Here is a 20,931-nt window from a genome sequence, read left to right as displayed (position 1 = left end):
GGAGCGGATCGCCGCGCTCTCCGGAGCCGGGGCGCCCCGGTGTCCGGCAGATCACACCCCGATGTGGGAGCGTTGTGGACCAGTCACTACTACGCTGTGTAGTACCGACAGAGAAGCTGCCGGAACACACACCGAGTTCTGGAGTTGAGTTCCATGGGCACCATCCCGCGCGACACGCACACCGAAGGTAGTGCGCCGGTCACCACGCACGACCCCACCAAGGGCGTCGTCACCTTCCAGGAGGAGGTGGTCCGCTCGGCCGTTGCCCGCAAGTTCCTCGCTGGTCTGCGCATCGTGCTCGGCTTCACCTTCCTCTGGCCCTTCATGGACAAGCTGTTCGGGCTCGGCTACATGACCCCGTCGGCCAAGGCCTGGATCCACGGCGGCACGCCCGCCCAGGGCTTCATGAAGCACGCCGAGGGCCCGTTCGCCTCCTTCTTCAAGAACATCGCCGGCCCGTGGGCCGACTGGCTGTTCATGGCCGGCCTCCTCGGCATCGGCATCGCTCTCCTCGCCGGCGCCGGCCTCAAGATCGCCGCCTGGACCGCTGCACTCCTCCTGGCGCTGATGTACCTCGCCGAGTTCCCCCTCGGCACCACCGGCGTCTACACGAACCCGCTCATCGACAGCCACTGGATCGAGGCACTGGGCGTCGCGGTTCTCGCCACGACGCTCGCCGGGGACACCTGGGGCCTTGGCAAGTGGTGGGGCCGCCACGTCGGTAACGGCCTCCTGCGGTGAGTCGGATCGGTGGCCGCGTCCCTGACCCGGCCACCAGCACGGGCCCTCGGGCCCGAGCAGCAAGGCGGTCCTCCTCGGAGGGCCGCCTTCCTGCTGCGTGCGGCACACCCGGGCGGACCGACCCACGGTCGCGGGGACAGACGTATGCCGCCCGGCCGAGGCGGCCGGACGGCATACGTCGTCGGGATGGTGCGCGGTGACCGCTCAGCTCACGCGCAGGGTGACCGCCGTGGACGTCGAGGGGACGTAGGCGCCAGAGCCGTTGTACGTCGCCTTGACGGAGTGCGTCCCGCGCGAGAGGACGGGCGCCCACAGCGTGGCCTTGCCCTTGCTCACCGTCGAGGTGCCGAGCACGCGCGAGCCGTCACGGAAGGTGACGGTGCCCGTGGCCGAGCTCGGCGACAGGGTCGCAGTGAGCACCGGCCGCCCGCCGTAGCGGTAGGCGCTGCTGCTCGACGAGAGGCTCGTGCGGCTCGACAGCCCCTTGACGGTGACGACGGCGGACGCCGACGTGCTGCCGGCGAGCTTCGCGTCACCGTTGTAACGCGCGGTGAACGCGTGGGCGCCGCGGCCGAGGCTGCTGCTGAGGGGCAGGACCGCCTTGCCGCCGCTGAGCGACACCGTGCGCACGACCTTGCCGCTCAGGATGAACGTGACGGTGCCCGTCGCGGTGGACGGGGACACGGTCGCCGTGAGCGTCGAGTGCCCGCCATACGTGTAGCTGGACGGGCTGGCCGTCAGCTTCGTGGTCGACGTCGTGCGCACCGTGACGACCTTGGCCCGGGAGCCGTCGGTGTTGAGGTGGTGCAGCAGGAGCAGACCCTGCGGCTTGTCGACAGCGGCGGAGGCCTCGTCACGTCGGACCTCGAGCTTCTCGCCGGGGAGGTCGCTGTTGAGGAGGGTGCCGAAGTCCCCGTAGGCCGACAGACCGGGGGACGCGAGGCTGATCGTCATCGGCTTGGCGGCCGAGCCGACGGCGTCGACGGCGGAGCCCTGGGCGAGCGAGCTGACCCAGTAGCGGACCTTCGGCGCGGCACCCGTCACGAGGCCGGCCTTCTGGAGGACCTCGACGGAGACGGGCATGACGAGCGAGTCGCTGTTGAAGACGTTCGTGTCGAACGACCCGTCGACCCCGTTGACGAGCTCCTGGTCGAGCACGTCACCGAAGCCGGCACCCGGCCGCAGGTCGACGAGCTCGGCCACGAAGTAGTCGTAGTCGTCGGTCGTCGACAGCCGCGTGTTGTAGACCGCGGCGTCGGCCGTGCCGTCGGCGTTCGTGTCGAGGAAGACGTCGAACTCCGTGGACGTGGCCGGCGTGCGCCACGGGCCGTGGGTGTTGATGCCGAAGGTCAGCATCGACTTGGCGAGACCGAACACGGGTGCGTCGGTGGCCGCACCGACGTAGCGCAGGTCGGCCCCGCGGTCGTCGGCGGTTGCGTTGCAGTCGACGACGCGGGTCGACGAGCAGTCCGCACGGCGCGGGCTCGTGCCCTGCAGCTGGAACGTCGAGACCGTCGAGACGTACGACGTGCTGTCGGTGCCCTGGTCGATACCGGTGCCCGTGAGCGGCAGCATCGAGGTGGCGATGCCGGCCGGGAGGCCGGACTGCTTGGTCACCGTCGTGCTCGAGGGCGACGACATCGTCGACGCCGCCCGCGGAGCGGACCAGACCGGCACACGCAGCGTGCCACCGGACGTGCCCTGGACCGGCTCGAGCAGCATGCGGCCGCTCGCGTCGGCGCGGTAGCTGCGCTGGATGCCGATCTCGAGCGGGTCGGCCACGGTCGTCGGGTCGGCGACGGCCCGCAGCGCCGAACGCGTGAAGGTCGCCGTGACCAAGACGTCGACCGAGCCGTTGCCCGGGACGCGGACCTGCGACGGGCTGAAGGAGTACGTCACGCCCGGCGTCGGGTGGGCGGCGTCGTAGGACAGGGCGTAGGCCGCCGACGTGACCGGGCGCTTGTTGACGATGCGCACGGTCTTCGTCAGGGTCTGCGTCGGGGCGGTCACCGCGACGGGACCGAACGAGACGCTCACGGCGCCCTTGTCGTCGGTGACGTACGCGAGCGTGCTCGTGCCGACGGCCGCGTCGGCGACGACGCGACCGGCGCCCACGCGCTCGGGACCGTAGACGTCGCCCGTGTGGTCGGGACCGACGAAGACGTCCTGGGTCGCGGTGTTCATGATCGAGGCCTTGACCTCCTCGACCGTCCACGTCGGGTGCGAGCCGCGCACGAGCGCGGCCTCACCGGCCACGTGCGGCGACGCCATCGAGGTGCCGCTCTCGGCGATGCCCTCATTGCCCGTGCCGACGGCCGCGGAGAAGGTCGTGACACCGGGAGCCGCGACGTCGGGCTTGACGCCACCGGCCACCCCGACGCCACGCGACGAGAAGCCGGCGAGCTGGTCGATCGCCTTGGGGTTGCGGATGGAGACGCCGTTGCGGAGGTCGTTCGTCATCGTGACGCGGACCTCGTTGGACGCGTCGAGCTGCGCCTTGATGGCCACGGTCGCCTGGTTGACGGTGAGCATCGCGGGGATGTCGGCGTCGCCGGTGACACCGGCCGAGAAGGCGTTGACGTCGCTGCCGTAGATGACGCCGACGGCGCCCGCGTCCTGCGCGAGCTGGGCGCGCGCGGCCGAGCCGCAGCGACGACCGGTGCCGTCGAGCCACATCTGCAGGACGACCTTGCCGGTCACCTTGGCCTGGTCTGCCAAGGAGTAGGGCGAGCAGCCGTCGGTGTTGTTGCCGGCGTTGGGGTCCTGCGACCAGTCACCGACGGTGACGACCGGGACGTTCGTGACGCCGGGCTCGGCGGCCCAGTCGTAGGCGACCGAATTGAGAGCGGCGAAGACGTTGTCCTGGACGCCGTCGACGGTGTCGGCCGGCTCGATGCCGGCGGGGGAGTCGACCTTGAGGCCGTCGACGACGTCGTTGCCGTCGTCGGACGCGGCGACCGCGAGCACGCGCGGCGCGTTGCCCGGGGAGCCGCCGACCTCGTAGACGTCGCCGGAGTTGCCCATGGAGGCGACGACGACGGTGCCGAGCGCGGCGAGGTTGTTCGCGGCGACGGCGTCGGGGTCCTCGGGCGAGCCGTAGGAGCTGCCGAGCGACATGTTGACGACGTCGAGACGGTCGGACAGGTCGCCGTCGCCGTTGGGGTCAGCCGCCCAGTCGAGCGCCTCCCCGACGACGTTCGTCGAGCCGTCGCAGCCGAAGACCTTGAGGGCGTAGAGGCTCGCCTCGGGGGCGACGCCGGGGCCGATGTCGAGGCTGGCCGGGTCGATGTCCGAGCTGTAGCCACCGGACCACGTCGTGCCGTCGGACGCGACGCCGAAACCGGCGGTCGTGCCCGCGACGTGCGAGCCGTGGCCGTTGCAGTCGAGCGGGTTGGGGTCGGGCTGCGGGTTCGGGTCGTAGGTGTCCGAGGTCGGGTCGGCGTTGTAGGCGTCGCCCGCGAAGTCGTAGCCGCCGACGACCTTGGCGGTCGGCGTGAAGGTGTTGGAGGCGCCCGCCGCGGTGAACGCGTCGACCGTGCCCGGGCCGCCGAAGTCGGCGTGGGTGTAGTCGATGCCGGTGTCGATGATGCCGACGCGGACGCCCTTGCCCGTCTGCGACAGCGCCTTCCACACCTTCGGCGCGCCGATGAGCGGCACGGAGGAGGAGTTGGTCGGTGCCTTGGGCGTCAGTCGGTGGATCGCCTTGACGCCGGGGATGCCCGCGAGGGCGGTGAGCTTCGCGGCGTCCGTGCGGACCGCGATGCCGGCGTATGCGGCGTGCACCTTGTAGAGCGTCCGTGCCTTCGTCGCCGTGGCGGCGAAACGGGACTCGACGCCCTTCTGGGCTGCCTTGACCGCCGAGGTCTGGGTGCGCGCCGCGCTCTTGGCGGCGGCGAGCCCGCGCCCGCGGGCCTGACCGAACGCCGTCGTCGCGGGTGCGGCGTCGAGCTCGATCATGACGTCGACGGGACCGGTGGCCTTGCGCAGGCCGGCGTCCACCTTGTCGCCAGCGGCCACGCGCTGGGTGCCGAGGCCGAGGGAGCCGGCGCTCGTGAGGCCGTCGGGAACCGAGGCGTTGCTGCGGTGCTTGACGGACGGGTCAGGGCTCGCCGACACCGGCGTGGCCCCGAGGGTGGTGGCGGCCAGGGCCGCGATGGCTCCTGCGCTCACCGAGCTCATCACGCCACGGCGCGAGCGCCATGGTCCCCGAGTGTTGTCGGACAACAGATCCTCCTTGCGTGGCTCCATTCGCCCGCGATGCACCTGCGCACCGCGGGCGCAGGGACGCTCGCCCCCGAACTTGCCTGCCACGCCGGATGCAACCTATCCCCGTTCGAGCCGCTGGTGCGCGTTCCGGGCAAACTGATTCGCGGGTTGTCGAGGGTGTCGGTGCCGGACGGCATACTCGGCGCCATGCAGCGCATCGACGGTCACCTCGTCCTGAGTCCCACGGACCTGACGAAGCACGTGGCCTGTGCGCACATCACGACGCTCGACCTCGAGGCCCTCGACGCCGGCCACGGGACGGGCGCCGGGACCGGCGGCGGGGCGAGCGGCGCCGACGACTCGCTCAACCTCGTCTTCGCCAAGGGGCTCGAGCACGAGCGCGCCTACCTCGAGCGTCTCGTCGCCGAGGGGCGCGTCGTCGAGGACATCGCGGCCCTGGGGGTGCGGGGTGTCGAGGCCGAGGCGGCGACGCTCGACGCCATGAGCAGGGGTGTCGACGTCATCTACCAGGCGACGTTCTTCGACGGGAACTGGGTGGGGCTGGCCGACTTCCTCCTGCGCGTCGACGAGCCGAGCGACCTCGGCCCGTGGCGCTACGACATCGCCGACACCAAGCTGGCGCGGCGGCTCAAGGTCCCAGCGCTGCTCCAGATGGCGACGTATGCCGCCCGGCTCGAGCTGCTCCAGGGCGTCCCGCCGCAGTGGCTGACCGTCGTCACCGGCGACACCGAGTCGCACCCGTGGCGGCTCGTCGACGTGGCCCCCTACGCCCGCCGTCGCCGCGCCGAGCTGCTCGACGCCATCGCCAACCCGCGCGAGACGGAGTCCGCGCGCGTCCAGCACTGCGGTCAGTGCCGGTGGAAGGAGCGGTGTGCGCAGGAGTGGCTCGATCGAGACGACCTCATCCAGGTCGCGGGCATGCGCGCCGACCACCGCGCCGCGCTCATCGACCTCGGCATCCCGACGCTTCGTTCGTTGGCCGAGTCCAGCGAGGAGCGGCTGGCCCCGGCCCTGTCCATCGCGAGCCGGCGTCGGTTGCTCCAGCAGGCCAGGCTCCAGCTCGCCGAGCGCGAGACAGGCCAGGCGCAGTACGAGCTGCTCGACCCCGAGCCGGCCCGGGGGCTGCAGATGCTGCCCGAGCCCGACGAGGGCGACGTCTACCTCGACTTCGAGGGCGACCCGTGGGCCGAGGGCGGTGCGGGGCGCGAGTACCTCGCGGGCATCTGGACGCGGCAGGGGGAGTTCGTCGAGTTCTGGGCGCACGACTTCGTCGAGGAGGGACGCCTGACGACCGACCTCGTCGACTGGCTGACGGAGCGGTGGCAGCGCTTCCCCGATCTCCACGTCTACCACTACGCGCCCTACGAGACGACGGCTCTCAAGAGGCTCGTCGGCCAGCACGCGACGCGCGAGGCCGAGCTCGACCAGCTGCTGCGCCACGAGGTCTTCGTCGACCTCTATGCCGTCGTGCGCCAGGGCGTGCGCATCAGCAAGGGCTCCTACTCCATCAAGAAGCTCGAGGAGTTCTACTGGGGCCACACGCGATCCGCCGACGGCGCGGGTGTCGCCGACGGTCTCTCGTCCGTCGTCGAGTACGAACGCTGGCTCGCCGGTCGCGACGACGGGTCGGCCGACCAGGCGATCCTCGACGACATCCGGCGCTACAACGAGGAGGACGTCCGCTCGACGCTGGCGCTGCACGAGTGGCTCGAGGAGCGACGCGCCGAGCTCGCCCGCGCGGGGCACACGCTGAGCCGGCCGGTGCCCGAGGAGCTGCGCGAGATCAGCGACGAGGAGCGTGCCGAGATCGCGCTCTCCGAGCGCCTGGTCGCCGGCGGCCACCTGCTGCTCGCGGGCCTCGTCGGGTGGCACCGGCGCGAGAAGCGCCCGGAGTGGTGGGACTTCTTCCGCTACAAGGAGCTCGAGACGGCCGAGCTCGTCGAGGACGGCACCGCCATCGGCGACCTCGGTGAGCCCGAGGAGATGCGGATCGTCAAGCTCTCCAAGGTCTGGCGCTACCCCTTCCCGCCCCAGGACTGCAAGGTGTCGGTCGGCAAGTACGTCCCCGACGTCGACACCCACGCACCGGTCGGCAAGGTCGTCGACCTCGACCCGGTCGAGGGCTGGGTCGAGCTGTCGATGAAGAAGTCGCTGGAGCCGCCACGTCCGCGCGGCCTCGGGGGACCCGGACCGGTCATGGACCAGGCGCTCCGGGCGAGCATCGCCCGCACCGGCGAGCTCGCGCTGGCCGGGGGGTCCAACCTCGCGACGCGGCTCGTCGAGCGGGTCGTGCCGGCCGCCGACCTGCTCGCGGCCCGTGCCGGAGAGTCGCCCAAGGACGTCGTCGTCCGCGTCGGTCGCGGCTTGCGCGGCGAGATCCTGGCCGTCCAGGGGCCCCCCGGCACCGGCAAGACGTATGCCGGGTCGGCGCTGATCCGCGAGCTGCTCGACGCCGGCCTGCGCGTCGGCGTCACCGCGCAGTCCCATGCGGTCGTGCTCAACCTCCTCGACGAGGTGGCCCGTCCTGCCTGGCACAAGGACGGCACCAACGTCGAGGAAGGCGACGAGCCGGACGACCCGAACACCTTCATCCGCCACACGTCCGACAATGCCGCCATCGCGGCTGCGCTCGCGAGCGGAGAGGCGACCCTCGTCGGGGGCACCGCCTGGCTGTGGTCGCGCGACGACATGGTCGATGCCGTCGACGTGCTCGTCATCGACGAGGCCGGCCAGTTCTCGCTCGCCAACGCCGTGGCCGTGGCCCCGGCCGCGTGCTCGCTCGTCCTGCTCGGAGACCCGCAACAGCTGACCCAGCCGACCAAGGCGGTCCACCCCTACGGCTCCGGTGTCTCTGCGCTCGACCACCTCCGCGCCGGTGACGACGGGCTCGTCCACGACGTCATTCCTGCCGAGCGCGGTGTCTTCCTCGACCGCACGCACCGGATGCACCCGAGTCTGACGGCGTTCGTGTCGCAGCTCGCCTACGAGGGCCGGCTCGAGTCGGCGCCGGGGCGCGAGCAGCTCCGCGTCGAGGCGCCCGGCGCCCTGTCGGGTGACGGGCTGCGCTGGGTCCCCGTCGAGCACGACACCCTGTGCGAACAGTCGAGCCGCCGGGAGGCCCGGGTCGTCCGTGCCCTCGTCGACGAGCTGCTCCGCGGCAGCTGGACCACGGCGGACGGCGACTCGCGTCCGATCGGTCTTGCCGACGTCCTCGTCGTCGCGCCCTACAACGCGCACGTCGCCACCCTCGCGGCCGAGCTACCCGAGGGCGCCCGGGTCGGCACGGTCGACAAGTTCCAGGGCCAGCAGGGCGCCGTCGTCATCTACTCCATGGCGAGCACCACGGCGGCCCTCGCGCCCCGCGGCGTCTCGTTCCTCTACGACCTGCACCGGCTCAACGTCGCGATCTCCCGCGCCAAGGCGATGGCGGTCATCGTGGGCAGCCCCCTGCTCACCGACGCCGAGGTCCACACACCGGAGGAGCTGCGCGCCGTCAACGCGCTGTGCCGCTACGTCGACGAGGCCAAGACCGTCTGAGCCGGGACCCGGCGGCGCCGCGCCGCTCGGTGTGGGGCTGCGTCGATCGCAGCGGCCCGCGTCGGTTGGCGCGTCAGGCGCGGCGGGGGAGCGAGGCGAGGTCCTTCTCGACGACCTCGCGGTCCTCCGGGTCGTCCATCGTGGCGAGCACCTCGCGGGCCTCGGCCTCGAAGCGCTCGGCGGCATCGAAGTCTCCGCCGACCGCCGCCGCCCTCGCGGACGCCTCGAGGGCGGCCGCGAGGTCCCAACGCTCGCCGGCCCCACGGCGCGCGATGGTGACGTACCGCCCCGCGTGGTACGCAGCGGCATCAGGCTGCCCGAGCACGGCATGCACGCGGGAGACGAGCCAGTGACCCCGACCTCTGTTCTCCGGCCGCACCCCCTCGAACCTGCCCCAGTGGTACATCGAGGCATGGGCGCGGGCCAGCATCTCGTCGTCGTCCTCCGGCGACCGGTCCGTCTGCTCGAGCAGCTCCCACGTCGCGTTGTAGAGGTCCACCGCGAGGCGGCGGTGGTCGATCTCGCTCATGGCGGCACTGTAGACCGCAGCCCGGTTCGGGCTCAGGCGCCGTGGGCGGCGACGTCCCAGAGCCGTCCCTCCCCGCGGATGCCCGGCAGGGCCTCCCGGATCGACCGCTCGGCGAGCTCGGGAGCGACACCGAGGTCGACGGCATACCGCAGCGCTACCGCCGGGGTGCGCTGGACGCCCTGACGGCAGTGCACGAGCACCCGCTTGCCCTCGGCGCGGAACTGTCGCAGTGCCGACGAGGCGTCGTCGAGGACGAAGTCGAGGTGGGGGTTGCTCTCCTCCTGCTCCTCGTCGTTGATCCAGAACTCGATGTGGTCGCGGGCCGTCATGCCGGCGGCGGGGATGTCGTCCAGGCCGAGCGCGCAGAGGGAGACGATCGCCTGCACGTCGAGCTCGGGCACGCGTCCGAGGTCAGTGATGGTGCCCAGCACGATGTCGGGGTCGATGGGGTGCGGGATGCCCAGCGTCGGGATCCGCGCATCGCCCATCGAGGCGACCGACGGCCACTCGCCGACACGACGTCCGCCTTCCGAGGTCGACACGGCGAGCTCGACGAGGTCGTGGGCGCGCAGCCCCGGCCATCCGTGCACCATGCGCCGCCACTGGGTCGGCACCGCCGACGCGCCGTAGCGGGCGCCGAGCAGCGAGCCCGCGATGGCGGCGACGGTGTCGGTGTCGTGGCCGGCCCGGACGGCGGCCTGCAGCCCCCGCTGGAGGTGCATCGCCGAGCCGTCGCCGCGGTCGGTCGTCGTGATCGCGGCCCAGGCGTCCTGCAGCGCCGTCACCGTGAAGCCGTTGTTGCCGAACTGCCCCGGCTCCGCGCCGGTCGCCGCCTCGATCCAGTCGCCCCAACGCCCGACGTGCGTCGCGCTCACGAGGTCGAGACCGGCCGCGAGGTCGAGTCGCCCCTCGGTGACGGCGACCCGGATCGCCTCCGACCACAGCACCGCCGAGTCACCGGCGAGCGGGTCGGCGTGGGTGAGCAGGGCGATGGCGCGGGCGGCGCGGGCCGTCGCGTCGCGGTCGTCGAGGGCCGACAGGCCGACGATGGGGGTCCGCATCAGCGCGCCGTTGCCGGCGGTCAGCCCGGTGCGGGCGTGCAGCGCCTCGCTCGCCCGGGTCAGGCGTTCGTGCGAGCGTCCGGTCAGCTCCTTCGCCTCGGTCAGCACCGAGCGCGTCTGGATGCCGACGTCCGTGGCGCCGCCGTCGAGCCAGGCCGTGAACGCATCGGCCACGCCGTCGAGGCCCTCGGGCGAGGTGAGCTCGATGCCCTGGGCGGCGATGCGCGCCACGCAGAGGGTCATCTGGGTGTCATCGCTCCATTCGCCGGGCTCGTACGGCCCGAGGCCACCACCCTTCATGACCGCCTCGCCGACCGGGGGGGCCGCCATCTCGTACGGCACGCCGAGGGCGTCGCCGCAGGCCTCGCCGAGCAGCACCCCCGCCGCGCGGTCGACGGCGATGGGGCGGATCGACACGACGGCTCCTTCTGGACGGTGTGGACGCTCGGGCGCCCGGGGACGTGGGTGGTGCTTCGGGACGAAACTACCGTCCGCGCCGGCCCGGCCGACGGTCCGGTCCAACCGTCGATGCCACGTCGGGGAGCACCGACCGACGCCGTAGGCTTCTCGCGTGCTCCAACCCCTGACCGTCGTGCTGCTCGTCGCGAGCGGCCTGCTCGGCCTGCTGGCCGCCCACCACCTGCTCCGGGGCCGTCTCGTCGACGACCCGCTCATCATCGTCGGCGCCGCCATCGAGCTCGCGCTCGTCGTGCAGCTCGTCGTGGGGCTCACGAAGGCGTCCGCGATCGGCGACGGCGCCGAGCGGGCCACCTTCATCGCCTACCTCTTCACCGTCCTGCTCGTCATCCCGGCCACGATCGTCATCGCCGTCAAGGAGAAGACGCAGTGGGCCATGGCCGTCGTCCTCGGTGGCGCTCTCGTCGTGGCGATCCTCGTCGCCCGCCTGCAACAGGTCTGGAGCCTCAATGTCTGAGCCGGCGCCCACCCCCGAGGCCTCGTCGGAGCAGCCGGTCACGGAGCGGCCGCACACCGGGCACGGCTTCGGCCGCGTGCTCGTCGCCGTCTACGGCCTGCTCGCTCTCGCAGCGACCGGGCGCTCGATCCTGCAGATCACCGAGTACTTCGACCGGGCACCCGTCCCGTTCCTGCTGTCGGCGCTCGCGGCGCTCATCTACCTCGTCGCGACCATCGGTCTGGCCCGCGGCGACCGTGCGTCAGTGCGCCTCGCGACCATCGCCCTCACGGTCGAGCTCGTGGGCGTGCTCGTGGTCGGGACCTGGAGCGTCGCGCGGCCCGAGGCCTTCCCCGAGAAGACCGTCTGGTCACACTTCGGCGCAGGCTACGGCTACGTCCCTCTCGTGCTGCCGCTCGTCGGCCTCTGGTGGATCCGTCGCACGGCCCGGGCGACCGCCGCCTCCGATGCCGAGGTGGCGCGGTCGGCGGACTGACGCGCCGCCGATAGGGTTGCGGCCATGACCGAGCAGACCCCTGCCCCTGCGCCGACGACGCAGGCGACCCTTGTCGCCGGCCCGCTGACGGTGCGCGAGATCAGCGCCGACGAGGCCGTCGAGACGCTCCTCGAGGTCGGGGGCAGCTTCCTCCAGACGCCTGCCTGGGGACGGGCGAAGGCAGGCTGGCGGCGCACGCACCTGGGCTGGTTCGACGCCTCGGGGGCCTGCGTCGGGGCTGGCCTCGTCCTCTCGCGCACCATCCCGCGCCTCTCCATGTCCTACGCCTACCTGCCCGAGGGTCCGGGGTTGCCGTGGGACGTCGTGGCGACCGACCCGGCGGCGTGGCTCGACCCGCTCGTCGCCTGGGCCAAGGCCAACAAGGCGTTCGCACTCCGGCTCGGCTACCCCGTCGTCTCCCGCGTCTGGGACCGCGAGCCGGTCAAGAAGCAGGTCGTCGACAACGGCCTGCTCAGCTTCACCAGCCTGCCCGCGGCGGTCGACAACCCGACGGCCCGCACCCTCGAGGCCTGGCTCGACCGCAACCACTGGCTCCCGCTCGGCGCCGACGGTGTCGCGGTGGGTCAGCCCCGCCTGCTCTGCATCGTCGACCTGCGTGGCCGCTCCGACGCCGAGCTGCTCAAGGGCATGAACCAGCAGTGGCGCCGCAACGTCAAGAAGGCCGAGAAGGCCGGCGTCCAGGTGCGCGCGGTCGGGCCCGAGGGGCTCGACACCTTCCACGCCCTCTACGTCGAGTCGGCCGACCGCGACAACTTCCTGCCCCGGCCCAAGGCGTACTTCGACGTCATGGCGCGCTCGTTCGCGTCGGACGGCACGGACGGTGACGGTCCCGTGTCGGCGCGCTTCTACGAGGCCCACGTCGACGGCGACGTGCTCGCCTCGGCATTGATGATCCGCTTCGGTCGCACGTTCTCCTACCTCTACGGCGGGTCGACCGAGCGCAACCGCGACGCACGAGCCTCCAACGCCCTGCAGTGGCAGGCGATGCGTGACGCCGCCGCGGCCGGGTGCGAGTCCTACGACTTCAGGGGGTTCAACACCTCCCTCGGTGCCACGAGCCCCCTCACCGGCCTGCTCCTCTTCAAGCTCGGCGCCGGCGCCGACGTCGTCGAGCTGGTGGGAGAGCGCGAGCTCGTCATCAGCAGGTTCTGGCACCTCGCCTTCGAGAAGGCCATGGCTGCCCGGATCGCGATCAACAAGCGCCGCAAGGCGGCCCGCGCCTCGCCCGACGCCGCCGACATCTGACCGATCGACGCGGTGGGTGGCGCGCCGACCTCGGGTCAGCGTCGCTGGATGTCGAAGTACGGGCTGATGTAGCAGGTGGCATAGCCCTGCCCCTGCTGCGCCGTGACGACGATCCCGTCGACGAGCGCCCGGCACGACACGGCGCCGCGGACGCCTGACCCCGTCGGGTCGCTCGTGCGCACCCGGAGGCTGAAGTAGTCGTTGCTCGTCGCGCCCGGTCTGACCGGCACCTCGAGGGCGAGGGGCGCGGTCTGCGCGGGGTAGTCGTAGCGCTGGTGCGTCGCGTCCGAGAGGGACACCTCGATGCGGGCGCCCGTCTCGGCATACGCCTCGAAGCGGATCGTCCTCGCGTCCGCGGGAACGGGCGTCACGGGAACGGCCGGCACGGGGATGAGGGTGGGGGGAGAGGTCATGACGCCTCGGGTCGGGGTGGTCGCCTTCGCGGTCGCGCCGGGGGCCGACCGGCTCGGGCTGGCGCCGGGAACCAGGGGCGTGATCGTCGGGACCGGGAACGTCCGGGTCACGACGGGACGGTTGCGGGTGACGCTGACGGCGGGTCGGGCGACCGGGTCGAAATCGTCGACGGAGCTCATGGCCGCCCAGAAGCCGAGCGGGACGAGCAGCCCGACGAGGATCGCCACGACGTGCCAGGCCTGGAGACGCCCGCCGAGCGAGCGTCCCGCGGCGCCGGGAAGGGTGACGGTGCGCAGCCGCTCGGTCATCGGCGGGGAGGCGGGTGCGGGAGGAGGCGGTGGCATCGGTGCGGGGTCCGCCCCGAACTTCTGCGGCACCCAGCCCGTCGCCGGCGGCCGCTCGAGGCCGAAGGTCGTGTCGTATGCCGTCACGTCCTCAGGCGTCCCGGTCGCCGTGGGCAGATCGGCCGGGTCAGCCGAACCGGCCGGGTCGAGACCGCGGGCACTCGTCGACCCGTCACGCGGGTCGGTCGGGTCGGGGCCGACATCTCCCGTCGTGTCGCGGGTCGGGTCGGGCTCGAACGGCGGATTCTCAGACACGGGGTCCCCTCGTCTCGTGCGTGCGGCTGCCCAATCTAGTGCGGCCGACCATCCCTGACCTCGGTCACAGGGAGGGGCTGCAGACGACTTGGTGGTCCGACGTGTCGACGGCCACGAGCTGTCGGCCGGCGTAGACACGGCACTGGATCGTGCCCGGCCCGGTCAGGACCGTCGCCGTGACCTGCAGCTCGGACGGCCGGCTGTCGAGCGTGATCTTGGCGGCGTACGGGCCGAGCCCCTGGTGCCCGTCCAGGACGACGCCGCCCGAGGTGATGTCGACGCCGGCGACGAGCCCCGCGCTGGGCGAGCTCGGCGTCGACACCACCTCGACGGTCAGCGAGGTGGCGTCCGCCGGCACCGGGGACACGTCCGGGGTCCCGCCGAGCAACGGCGCAAAGGCCGTCGAGGCCGTGACGTCACGGGCACGGACGCCGATCACGGATCCCGGGGCGTCACGGCTCCCGTCGGTCGTGCCGTCGAGCGTCCCGTCCATCGTGCTGTCGCAGTCGGGGATGCCGGGTTCCGCTCCGATGTCGGAGGTCCAGCACTCGTAGCTCTCGGTCGCGTCGTCGTGGTTCGAGAGACCGAGGAGCAGGAGCGGGATGAGGAAGAAGGCGGCCCATCCCGGCAGGCGTCGCCGGGGCGGTTGCCGGACCGGCGGGGTGGTGAGGACCGGCGGCACCGGGGCCTGCCACGAGGACGGGGTCGCTGACCCCGGAGCGGGGGCGGACGACCGAGGCGCCCACGCCTCCGGGGGAAGGGACTGGCCCGACGTGGCGGGGTCGGCGCTCGACACGTCGTCCGGGAAGGAGACGTGCCGGTCCCGCTGGGGGTCCGGGAGGGCCGGGCGGGGGTGGTCGCGGTCGGACAACGATGCCTCGCTTCAGACGGGTGGGACCACGGTAGGTCCTCGGGTGCCGCAGTCGTCGCACCTCTGACCGTCCCCGGCCTCGGCGCGTTCCGTGCGGCTGTCGAGTCCCGAGCCGGGAGGCTGCCGGCGCGGGCTCAGCGGACGCGGCTCCGCGTCCRGTCGGTCACCGCGCAGTCGACGGACGGGGTCACCCCAGCTCGGTGGCGGTCAGTCGGCGCCGGGCCTCCAGCCACCGACCCGGATCTCGGTGYCGTCGACGATGTCGACGGGTGAGGTGGGGTCCAGCGGCACGGCGACCGGTGACGACCCGTCGCTCACGACGATCGTCATCGACGCGGTCTGCTCGACGCCGGCGGCGGCGAGGTCGCCCCGCCATCCGAGGTCGAGGTGGGCGACGTCACCGGGGTCGAGGGGCACCGTCTGTGCACTCGAGGTCTCCGCGTCGTGAAGGCGACCGCGAGGGTTGGCGAACACGGTCCCGGAGGGGCCTCGAGCGGACACCACGGCATACCCGGTGAGCACGCACGGCACCCGGCTGGAGTTGGTGACCCGCACGCGCATCTGCCGATAGCCCAGCGCGGGGTCGACCGGGCTCGCCGAGACGTCGAGCTGGCTCGGCTGGCACGGTCCGTCAGGGAAGAGCGGCGCCGCCGGGTCGACCGGACCCGTGGACGCACCGGCGCTCCGGCTGGGCGGCAGCACGAGCGGAGGCTCGGTGGGCAGGGCCGTCGGCGTCTGCTCGGTCTGGGCCGTGGTGGCCGGCGGGCTGGACGCGTCGAGGGAGGTGTCGGGTGGCGGGCTGGCGCAAGCGGCGACGAGAAGGGAGGTCAAGGCGAGCGCTGCGGCGGACACGACGGATCCGGCCGACGTCCTGCCTGCCTCCCCGTGCACGCCCGTCACCCTCATGGCTCCACGCTAGGCGAGTTCACGGCGCCGTCGACCGGAGCCCGACGAGTCCTCGACGAGGTCTTCACCCTCAGCACACAGCGCGGGAGCGATATCCGTTCGGAGCCACCGCCGCCGCCCGCCTATCCTGTCGAGCATGTCCGACGAGCCTGCGAACGCACCCGCGCGCTCGCGGCCACCCCGTCGACGCGGGCGTCGACGTCCGGCGGCCGCCCAGCAGCCTCCGGCCCAGACACCCTCGGCCCCCGCCTCGGCTTCCTCGGCTTCCTCGGCCTCCACCGAGCCACCGGCCTCCTGGGCTCCCTCGACGCCCGCGGCCGCCCGGGGCCGCTCGGACCGGCCGGCCCAGCGCGCCGGGGCCACGGAGCGTGACCGGCGCGACCACGGCCGCACCGCGACTGCGCGACGTCAGGGCGGTCGCACCCTGACGCCCGAGCAGCGGGAGGCCCGCCGCGCCGCCCGGGCGGCGACGGTTCCGCCCATCACCTATCCCGAGCACCTGCCCGTCGTCGAGCGTCGCGACGACATCGCGGCGGCGATCCGGGACCACCAGGTCGTCGTCATCGCCGGTGAGACGGGGTCGGGCAAGACGACCCAGATCCCGAAGATCTGCCTCGAGCTCGGTCGCGGCCTCGACGGCGTCATCGGGCACACCCAACCGCGTCGTATCGCGGCGCGCGCCGTCGCCGAGCGGCTCTCCGAGGAGCTCGCCGTCGACCTCGGCACCGCTGTCGGCTACCAGGTGCGCTTCACCGACCAGAGCAGCCGAGACACCCTCGTCAAGGTCATGACCGACGGCATCCTGCTCGCCGAGATGCAGCGGGACCGCGAGCTGCGCCGCTACGACACGATCATCATCGACGAGGCCCACGAGCGCAGCCTCAACATCGACTTCATCCTCGGCTACCTCCGGCAGCTGCTGCCCCGGCGCCCCGACCTCAAGGTGATCATCACCTCGGCGACCATCGACCCCCAGCGCTTCGCCGAGCACTTCGCCGACCCGGCCACGGGCGAGCCTGCCCCGATCATCGAGGTCTCGGGCCGCACCTTCCCCGTCGAGATCCGCTACCGCCCGCTCGTCGACCCCGACCGCCCCGAGGCTGAGGAGCGCGACATGGTGACCGGCGTCTGCGAGGCGGTCGAGGAGCTGTGGACCGAGCGGCACGCAGGCACGAGCAGCGACATCCTCGTCTTCTTCTCCGGCGAGCGAGAGATCCGCGACGCCGCCGACGCGCTCAACGGCATGAAGCTGCCCGTCACCGAGGTCGTCCCGCTCTACGGACGGCTCTCGGCCGCCGAGCAGCACCGCGTCTTCTCGCCGCACACCGGCCGCCGGATCGTGCTGGCCACCAACGTCGCCGAGACCTCGCTCACCGTCCCAGGCATCCGCTACGTCATCGACACCGGCACGGCGCGCATCAGCCGCTACAGCCAGCGCACCAAGGTCCAGCGCCTGCCCATCGAACCGGTCAGCCAGGCGTCGGCCAACCAGCGGTCGGGTCGCTGCGGACGCGTCTCCGACGGCATCGCGATCCGCCTCTACTCCGAGGACGACTACGACAGCCGCCCCGAGTTCACCGACCCCGAGATCCTGCGCACCAACCTCGCCTCGGTCATCCTCCAGATGACGAGTCTCGGGCTCGGCGACATCGCACGCTTCCCCTTCGTCGACCCGCCGGACAGCCGCCAGATCACCGACGGCGTCCGGCTCCTCGAGGAGCTCCAGGCCTTCGCCCCCGAGGACGACGAGCCCGCCCCGGCGCGGGGGAGGCGACGTCCGGGACGCCGCCTGACGGCATACGGCCGCACCATCGCGACGCTGCCGATCGACCCGCGTCACGCGCGCATGGTCATCGAGGCCGACAAGCGCGGTGTCCTGCGCGAGGTGCTCGTCATCGTCGCGGCCCTGTCGATCCAGGACCCGCGCGAGCGACCGCAGGACAAGCAGGAGCTCGCCAACGCGGCGCACAAGCGCTTCGCCGACGAGACGAGCGACTTCGTCACGTGGCTCAACCTCTGGGCCTACCTCAAGGAGCAGCAGCACGAGCTGAGCAGCAGCGCCTTCCGGCGGATGTGCAAGGCAGAGTTCCTCCACTACCTGCGCATCCGCGAGTGGCAGGACCTCCACAGCCAGGTCAAGCAGGCCGCCAAGCAGGCCGGTCTCGACCTGGGCCGCGGGAGCACCCACGTGGCCCAGGGCGAGCTCGACGTCGACGCGATCCACCAGTCGCTGCTCGCCGGACTCCTCTCGCACGTCGGTGTCCGGGACGATCAGAAGCGGGAGTATGCCGGGGCGCGCGGCACGCGCTTCGGCATCAGTCCCGGTTCGGCGCTCTTCCGCAAGCAACCCCAGTTCGTCATGGCCGAGGAGCTCGTCGAGACGAGCCGCCTGTGGGCGCGCGTCAATGCCCGCATCGACCCCGTGTGGGCCGAGCAGCTCGGCGAGCACCTCGTGAAGCGGCAGTACTCCGAGCCACGGTGGTCGGGCAAGCGTGGCTCCGCCGTCGCGACCGAGCGCGTCACGCTCTACGGCGTGCCGCTCGTCGTCGGCCGAGTCGTCGGCCTCGGCCGCATCGACCCCGAGCTCGCGCGCGACCTCTTCATCCGGCACGCCCTCGTCGAGGGCGACTGGCACACCGAGCACGCCTTCCTGCGCGAGAACGCCGCCCTCGTCGAACGCCTCGGCGAGCTCGAGGCCCGCACCCGGCGCCGCGACATCGTCGTCGACGACAGCACGTTGATCGCGTTCTACGACAAGCGGATTCCCGCCGACGTCGTCTCGGGACGTCACTTCGACACGTGGTGGAAGAAGGCACGGCGTCAGACGCCGGACCTGCTGACCTTCACCGAGGAGCTGCTCCTGCGCGAGAGTGCGGGCAGCATCGCCGACGAGGACCACCCGACGACCTGGACCCAGGGCGAGAACGTCCTGTCGGTGACCTACCAGTTCGAGCCGGGATCGGCACAGGACGGCGTGACCGTGCACATCCCGGTCGAGCGCCTCAACCAGGTGACACCCGACGGCTTCGACTGGCAGGTCCCGGGCTTCCGCGAGGAGCTCGTCACCGCGCTGATCCGCAGCCTTCCCAAGGGGATCCGCCGCAACCTCGTTCCGGCGCCCGACCACGCCCGCGCCGTCCTGCCCGAGCTCGACCCGATGTCGGGACCGCTCCTCGTCACGCTCGCGACCGTGCTGCGGCGCCGGGCGGGCGTCGCCGTCACCCCCGCGGACTTCGACGTCGAGCGCATCCCGCCGCATCTGCAGGTCACCTTCAGCGTCGACGGCGCCGACGGCCGACCCGTCGCCACCGGCAAGGACCTCGAGGCGGTCCGTGACATCGCTGCGCCGCAGCTGCGCCGGCAGGTCAGCCGCGCCGGCTCCGGACTCGAGCGCGCGGACCTCACGTCGTTCCCCGACGCAGGCGTGGCCGAGTCGTTCGAGAGCGCGCAGGGCGTCCACGGCTACCCGGCCCTCGTCGACACCGGCTCGGCCGTCGACCTCCGGGTGCTCCCGACGCGTGCTGAGGCCGACGCCGAGCACCGCCTCGGGGTCCGGCGACTCCTCCTGCTCGGCATCTCGCCGCCGTGGAAGCAGATCCTCGCCCGCCTGACGAACACCCAGAAGCTCGCGCTCGGCCACAACCCGCACGGCAGTGTCCCGGCCCTGCTCGACGACTGCCTCGCCGCGGCCATCGACGCGATCCGCGACGACGCCGTCACCGACAGGTCGGACCACACGGTGCGCACCCGCGAGGACTTCGAGTGGGCCCTGTCGGCCGTGCGCACCCACACGACCGCCAAGGTCGTGCAGGTCGTCGGGCTCGTCGAGCCGATCCTCGCCAAGCACCTCGCCCTGACGAACCGGCTCGCCGAGCTCGACCGGTCGAGCAGCCCGGCCATCCGACCGATGCTCGCCGACGTCCGGGCCCAGCTGGGAGAGCTGGTGCGCCCCGGCTTCGTCGCCGACACCGGGCTGCGCCGTCTGCCCGACCTCGATCGCTACCTTCGGGGGATCACGCACCGCCTCGACAAGGCGCCGGCCAACCTGGCCCGCGACGCCCAGGCGCTCGAGCAGGTCGACCTCGTCGAGGGCCGGTACGCCGACCTGCTCGACACCCTGCGGCCCGCCCAGCGCGGCGCCGCCGACGTCGTCGACATCGGCTGGATGATCGAGGAGCTGCGGGTCTCGCTCTTCGCGCAGACGGTCGGGACGGCATACAGCGTCTCGCCGCAGCGCATCCTCAAGGCGATCGCCAAGGTGGACGCCTGACCGCTGCCGCGCCCGGACATGGGGAATCATGGGATGCAGGGGAGCGTTGCACGAAGGACCCCGTACGACGAAAGGCCAGACCCGTGCAGGACCCGACCGAGCTCTTCCAGTTCGAGAGCGACACCTCACCGAGCCAGCTCCAGCAGCTGCAGGCGTCGGTGCTCGTGGTCGCCCTCGGCGGATTCATCGACGCCGGCCACACCCAGCGACTCATGGCCGACCACATCCTCGAGACGCACGAGTCGCGCGTCATCGCCTCCTTCGACGTCGACCAGCTGCTGGACTACCGCGGCCGTCGGCCCGTCATGGTCTTCGACCGCGACCACTGGAGCAGCTATGACGACCCGAGCCTGCTGCTGCACCGCGTCGTCGACAAGGAGGGTGTGCCCTTCCTGCTCCTCGTCGGCCCCGAGCCCGACTACCAGTGGAACCGCATGGTCGAGGCGACCACGATGCTCGTCAAGGCGTTCGGCGTCGACCTCACCGTGAGCGTCCACGGCATCCCCATGGCCGTCCCGCACACCCGACCGCTCGGCGTGACCGCGCACGGCACCAACCCGCGCCTCGTGACCGGCAACGACCCGGCGTTCGGCACGGTCCAGGTGCCGGCGAGCTTCTCGTCGCTGCTCGAGCTGCGGCTCGGCGAGGCAGGGCTCGACGCCATCGGTTTCGCCGTCCACGTGCCGCACTACCTCGGTCAGAGCGAGTTCGCCGACGCGGCCGTGCTCGGCCTCGAGCGGGTGCGCGCTGCGACGGGGCTCGACCTCGACCTGCGCGAGCTCGCCGCGACCGCCGGGCTCAACCGGGCCGAGATCACCCGGCAGATGGAGGAGTCCGACGAGATCTCCGCTGTGGTGCACGCGCTCGAGCAGCAGTACGACACGTTCCTCGAGGGTCGCCAGCAGCGCAACCTGCTAGCCACCGACCTCTCGGACCTCCCGACGGCCGATGAGATCGGCGCCGAGTTCGAGGCGTTCCTCAAGGACGTCACCGACGAGGACCAGGGCGACGACCGCACCTGAGGCCTTCTGACGAAAGGCGGGTCCGACCACCTGGTCGGGCCCGCCTTCGTGTCCCCTGCTCCCGTATGCCGTCGGCCGC

The 20,931-nt window shown here is 72.2% G+C and carries 13 protein-coding genes; 7 read left to right on the top strand and 6 right to left on the bottom strand.

The features are described 5' to 3' along the window. Window positions 1-153 precede the first annotated feature (153 nt). Window positions 154-741, top strand: a complete 588-nt coding sequence (locus tag AB4Y83_RS07340; protein ID WP_082619794.1) for a DoxX family protein — start codon at window positions 154-156, stop codon at window positions 739-741. Between the two features lie 204 nt (window positions 742-945). Here AB4Y83_RS07340 and AB4Y83_RS07335 read toward each other — a convergent pair whose 3' ends face one another. Further along, a complete protein-coding gene (locus AB4Y83_RS07335; protein WP_442296440.1) occupies window positions 946-4,911 on the bottom strand; it encodes a S8 family serine peptidase in 3,966 nt (1,321 codons plus the stop codon). Window positions 4,912-5,154: 243 nt separating this feature from the next. On the opposite strand from AB4Y83_RS07335, the gene AB4Y83_RS07330 reads away from it, so the two are divergent. Next, window positions 5,155-8,505 carry a TM0106 family RecB-like putative nuclease gene (locus AB4Y83_RS07330; RefSeq protein ID WP_442296439.1) on the top strand — a complete coding sequence of 1,117 codons (3,351 nt, stop codon included), beginning with the start codon at window positions 5,155-5,157 and terminating at the stop codon, window positions 8,503-8,505. Window positions 8,506-8,578: 73 nt separating this feature from the next. On the opposite strand, the gene AB4Y83_RS07325 is transcribed toward AB4Y83_RS07330, so the two are convergent. Beyond that, window positions 8,579-9,034, bottom strand: coding sequence for a hypothetical protein (locus tag AB4Y83_RS07325; RefSeq protein ID WP_442296438.1), 456 nt, complete (start codon window positions 9,032-9,034; stop codon window positions 8,579-8,581). A 32-nt stretch (window positions 9,035-9,066) separates the two neighbouring features. Then, on the bottom strand, window positions 9,067-10,512 hold the full coding sequence (locus tag AB4Y83_RS07320) for an ADP-ribosylglycohydrolase family protein (protein WP_442296437.1): 1,446 nt from the start codon (window positions 10,510-10,512) through the stop codon (window positions 9,067-9,069). A gap of 154 nt (window positions 10,513-10,666) precedes the next feature. Between AB4Y83_RS07320 and AB4Y83_RS07315 the strand changes: the two genes are divergently transcribed. The 3 genes from AB4Y83_RS07315 to AB4Y83_RS07305 are packed head-to-tail and all read left to right on the top strand — an operon-like array spanning window position 10,667 to window position 12,770. Continuing rightward, entirely contained in the window at window positions 10,667-11,029 is a 363-nt protein-coding gene (locus AB4Y83_RS07315) for a hypothetical protein (RefSeq protein WP_020144632.1), read from the top strand. Further along, window positions 11,022-11,504 (top strand): hypothetical protein, encoded by a 483-nt coding sequence (locus tag AB4Y83_RS07310; protein WP_442275458.1) that lies wholly within the window; start codon window positions 11,022-11,024, stop codon window positions 11,502-11,504. The genes AB4Y83_RS07315 and AB4Y83_RS07310 overlap by 8 nt, the downstream gene beginning before the upstream one ends. Before the next feature lie 24 nt (window positions 11,505-11,528). Next, window positions 11,529-12,770, top strand: a complete 1,242-nt coding sequence (locus AB4Y83_RS07305) for a lipid II:glycine glycyltransferase FemX (protein ID WP_442296436.1) — start codon at window positions 11,529-11,531, stop codon at window positions 12,768-12,770. A gap of 35 nt (window positions 12,771-12,805) precedes the next feature. Here AB4Y83_RS07305 and AB4Y83_RS07300 read toward each other — a convergent pair whose 3' ends face one another. The 3 genes from AB4Y83_RS07300 to AB4Y83_RS07290 all read right to left on the bottom strand — a co-directional run bounded on the left by AB4Y83_RS07300 (window position 12,806) and on the right by AB4Y83_RS07290 (window position 15,560). Further along, the gene (locus AB4Y83_RS07300; protein ID WP_442296435.1) at window positions 12,806-13,783 is read right to left on the bottom strand and encodes a hypothetical protein; all 978 of its coding nucleotides are present in this window, start codon (window positions 13,781-13,783) and stop codon (window positions 12,806-12,808) included. 64 nt (window positions 13,784-13,847) lie between these two features. After that, window positions 13,848-14,654, bottom strand: a complete 807-nt coding sequence (locus tag AB4Y83_RS07295; protein ID WP_442296434.1) for a hypothetical protein — start codon at window positions 14,652-14,654, stop codon at window positions 13,848-13,850. A 207-nt stretch (window positions 14,655-14,861) separates the two neighbouring features. Then, a complete protein-coding gene (locus AB4Y83_RS07290; protein ID WP_442296433.1) occupies window positions 14,862-15,560 on the bottom strand; it encodes a DUF4232 domain-containing protein in 699 nt (232 codons plus the stop codon). Between the two features lie 136 nt (window positions 15,561-15,696). On the opposite strand from AB4Y83_RS07290, the gene hrpA reads away from it, so the two are divergent. Continuing rightward, complete coding sequence (gene hrpA, locus AB4Y83_RS07285; protein ID WP_442296432.1) at window positions 15,697-19,830, top strand: ATP-dependent RNA helicase HrpA; 4,134 nt, start codon at window positions 15,697-15,699, stop codon at window positions 19,828-19,830. Window positions 19,831-19,913: 83 nt separating this feature from the next. Next, window positions 19,914-20,852, top strand: coding sequence for a proteasome assembly chaperone family protein (locus AB4Y83_RS07280; RefSeq protein ID WP_056776172.1), 939 nt, complete (start codon window positions 19,914-19,916; stop codon window positions 20,850-20,852). Window positions 20,853-20,931: the final 79 nt, after the last annotated feature.

The organism is Terrabacter sp. RAF57 (genome assembly GCF_052113925.1).
Taxonomy (GTDB): domain Bacteria; phylum Actinomycetota; class Actinomycetes; order Actinomycetales; family Dermatophilaceae; genus Terrabacter.
Note: the sequence above shows the minus strand (reverse complement) of the source record. Positions and strands in the feature narration are given on the sequence as shown.

Coding starts and splice junctions, on each gene's coding strand:
- AB4Y83_RS07340 (WP_082619794.1), top strand. CDS start 154: ATGGGCACCATCCCGCGCGACACGCACACCGAAGGTAGTGCGCCGGTC.
- AB4Y83_RS07310 (WP_442275458.1), top strand. CDS start 11,022: ATGTCTGAGCCGGCGCCCACCCCCGAGGCCTCGTCGGAGCAGCCGGTC.
- AB4Y83_RS07325 (WP_442296438.1), bottom strand. CDS start 9,034: ATGAGCGAGATCGACCACCGCCGCCTCGCGGTGGACCTCTACAACGCG.
- AB4Y83_RS07305 (WP_442296436.1), top strand. CDS start 11,529: ATGACCGAGCAGACCCCTGCCCCTGCGCCGACGACGCAGGCGACCCTT.
- hrpA (WP_442296432.1), top strand. CDS start 15,697: ATGTCCGACGAGCCTGCGAACGCACCCGCGCGCTCGCGGCCACCCCGT.
- AB4Y83_RS07330 (WP_442296439.1), top strand. CDS start 5,155: ATGCAGCGCATCGACGGTCACCTCGTCCTGAGTCCCACGGACCTGACG.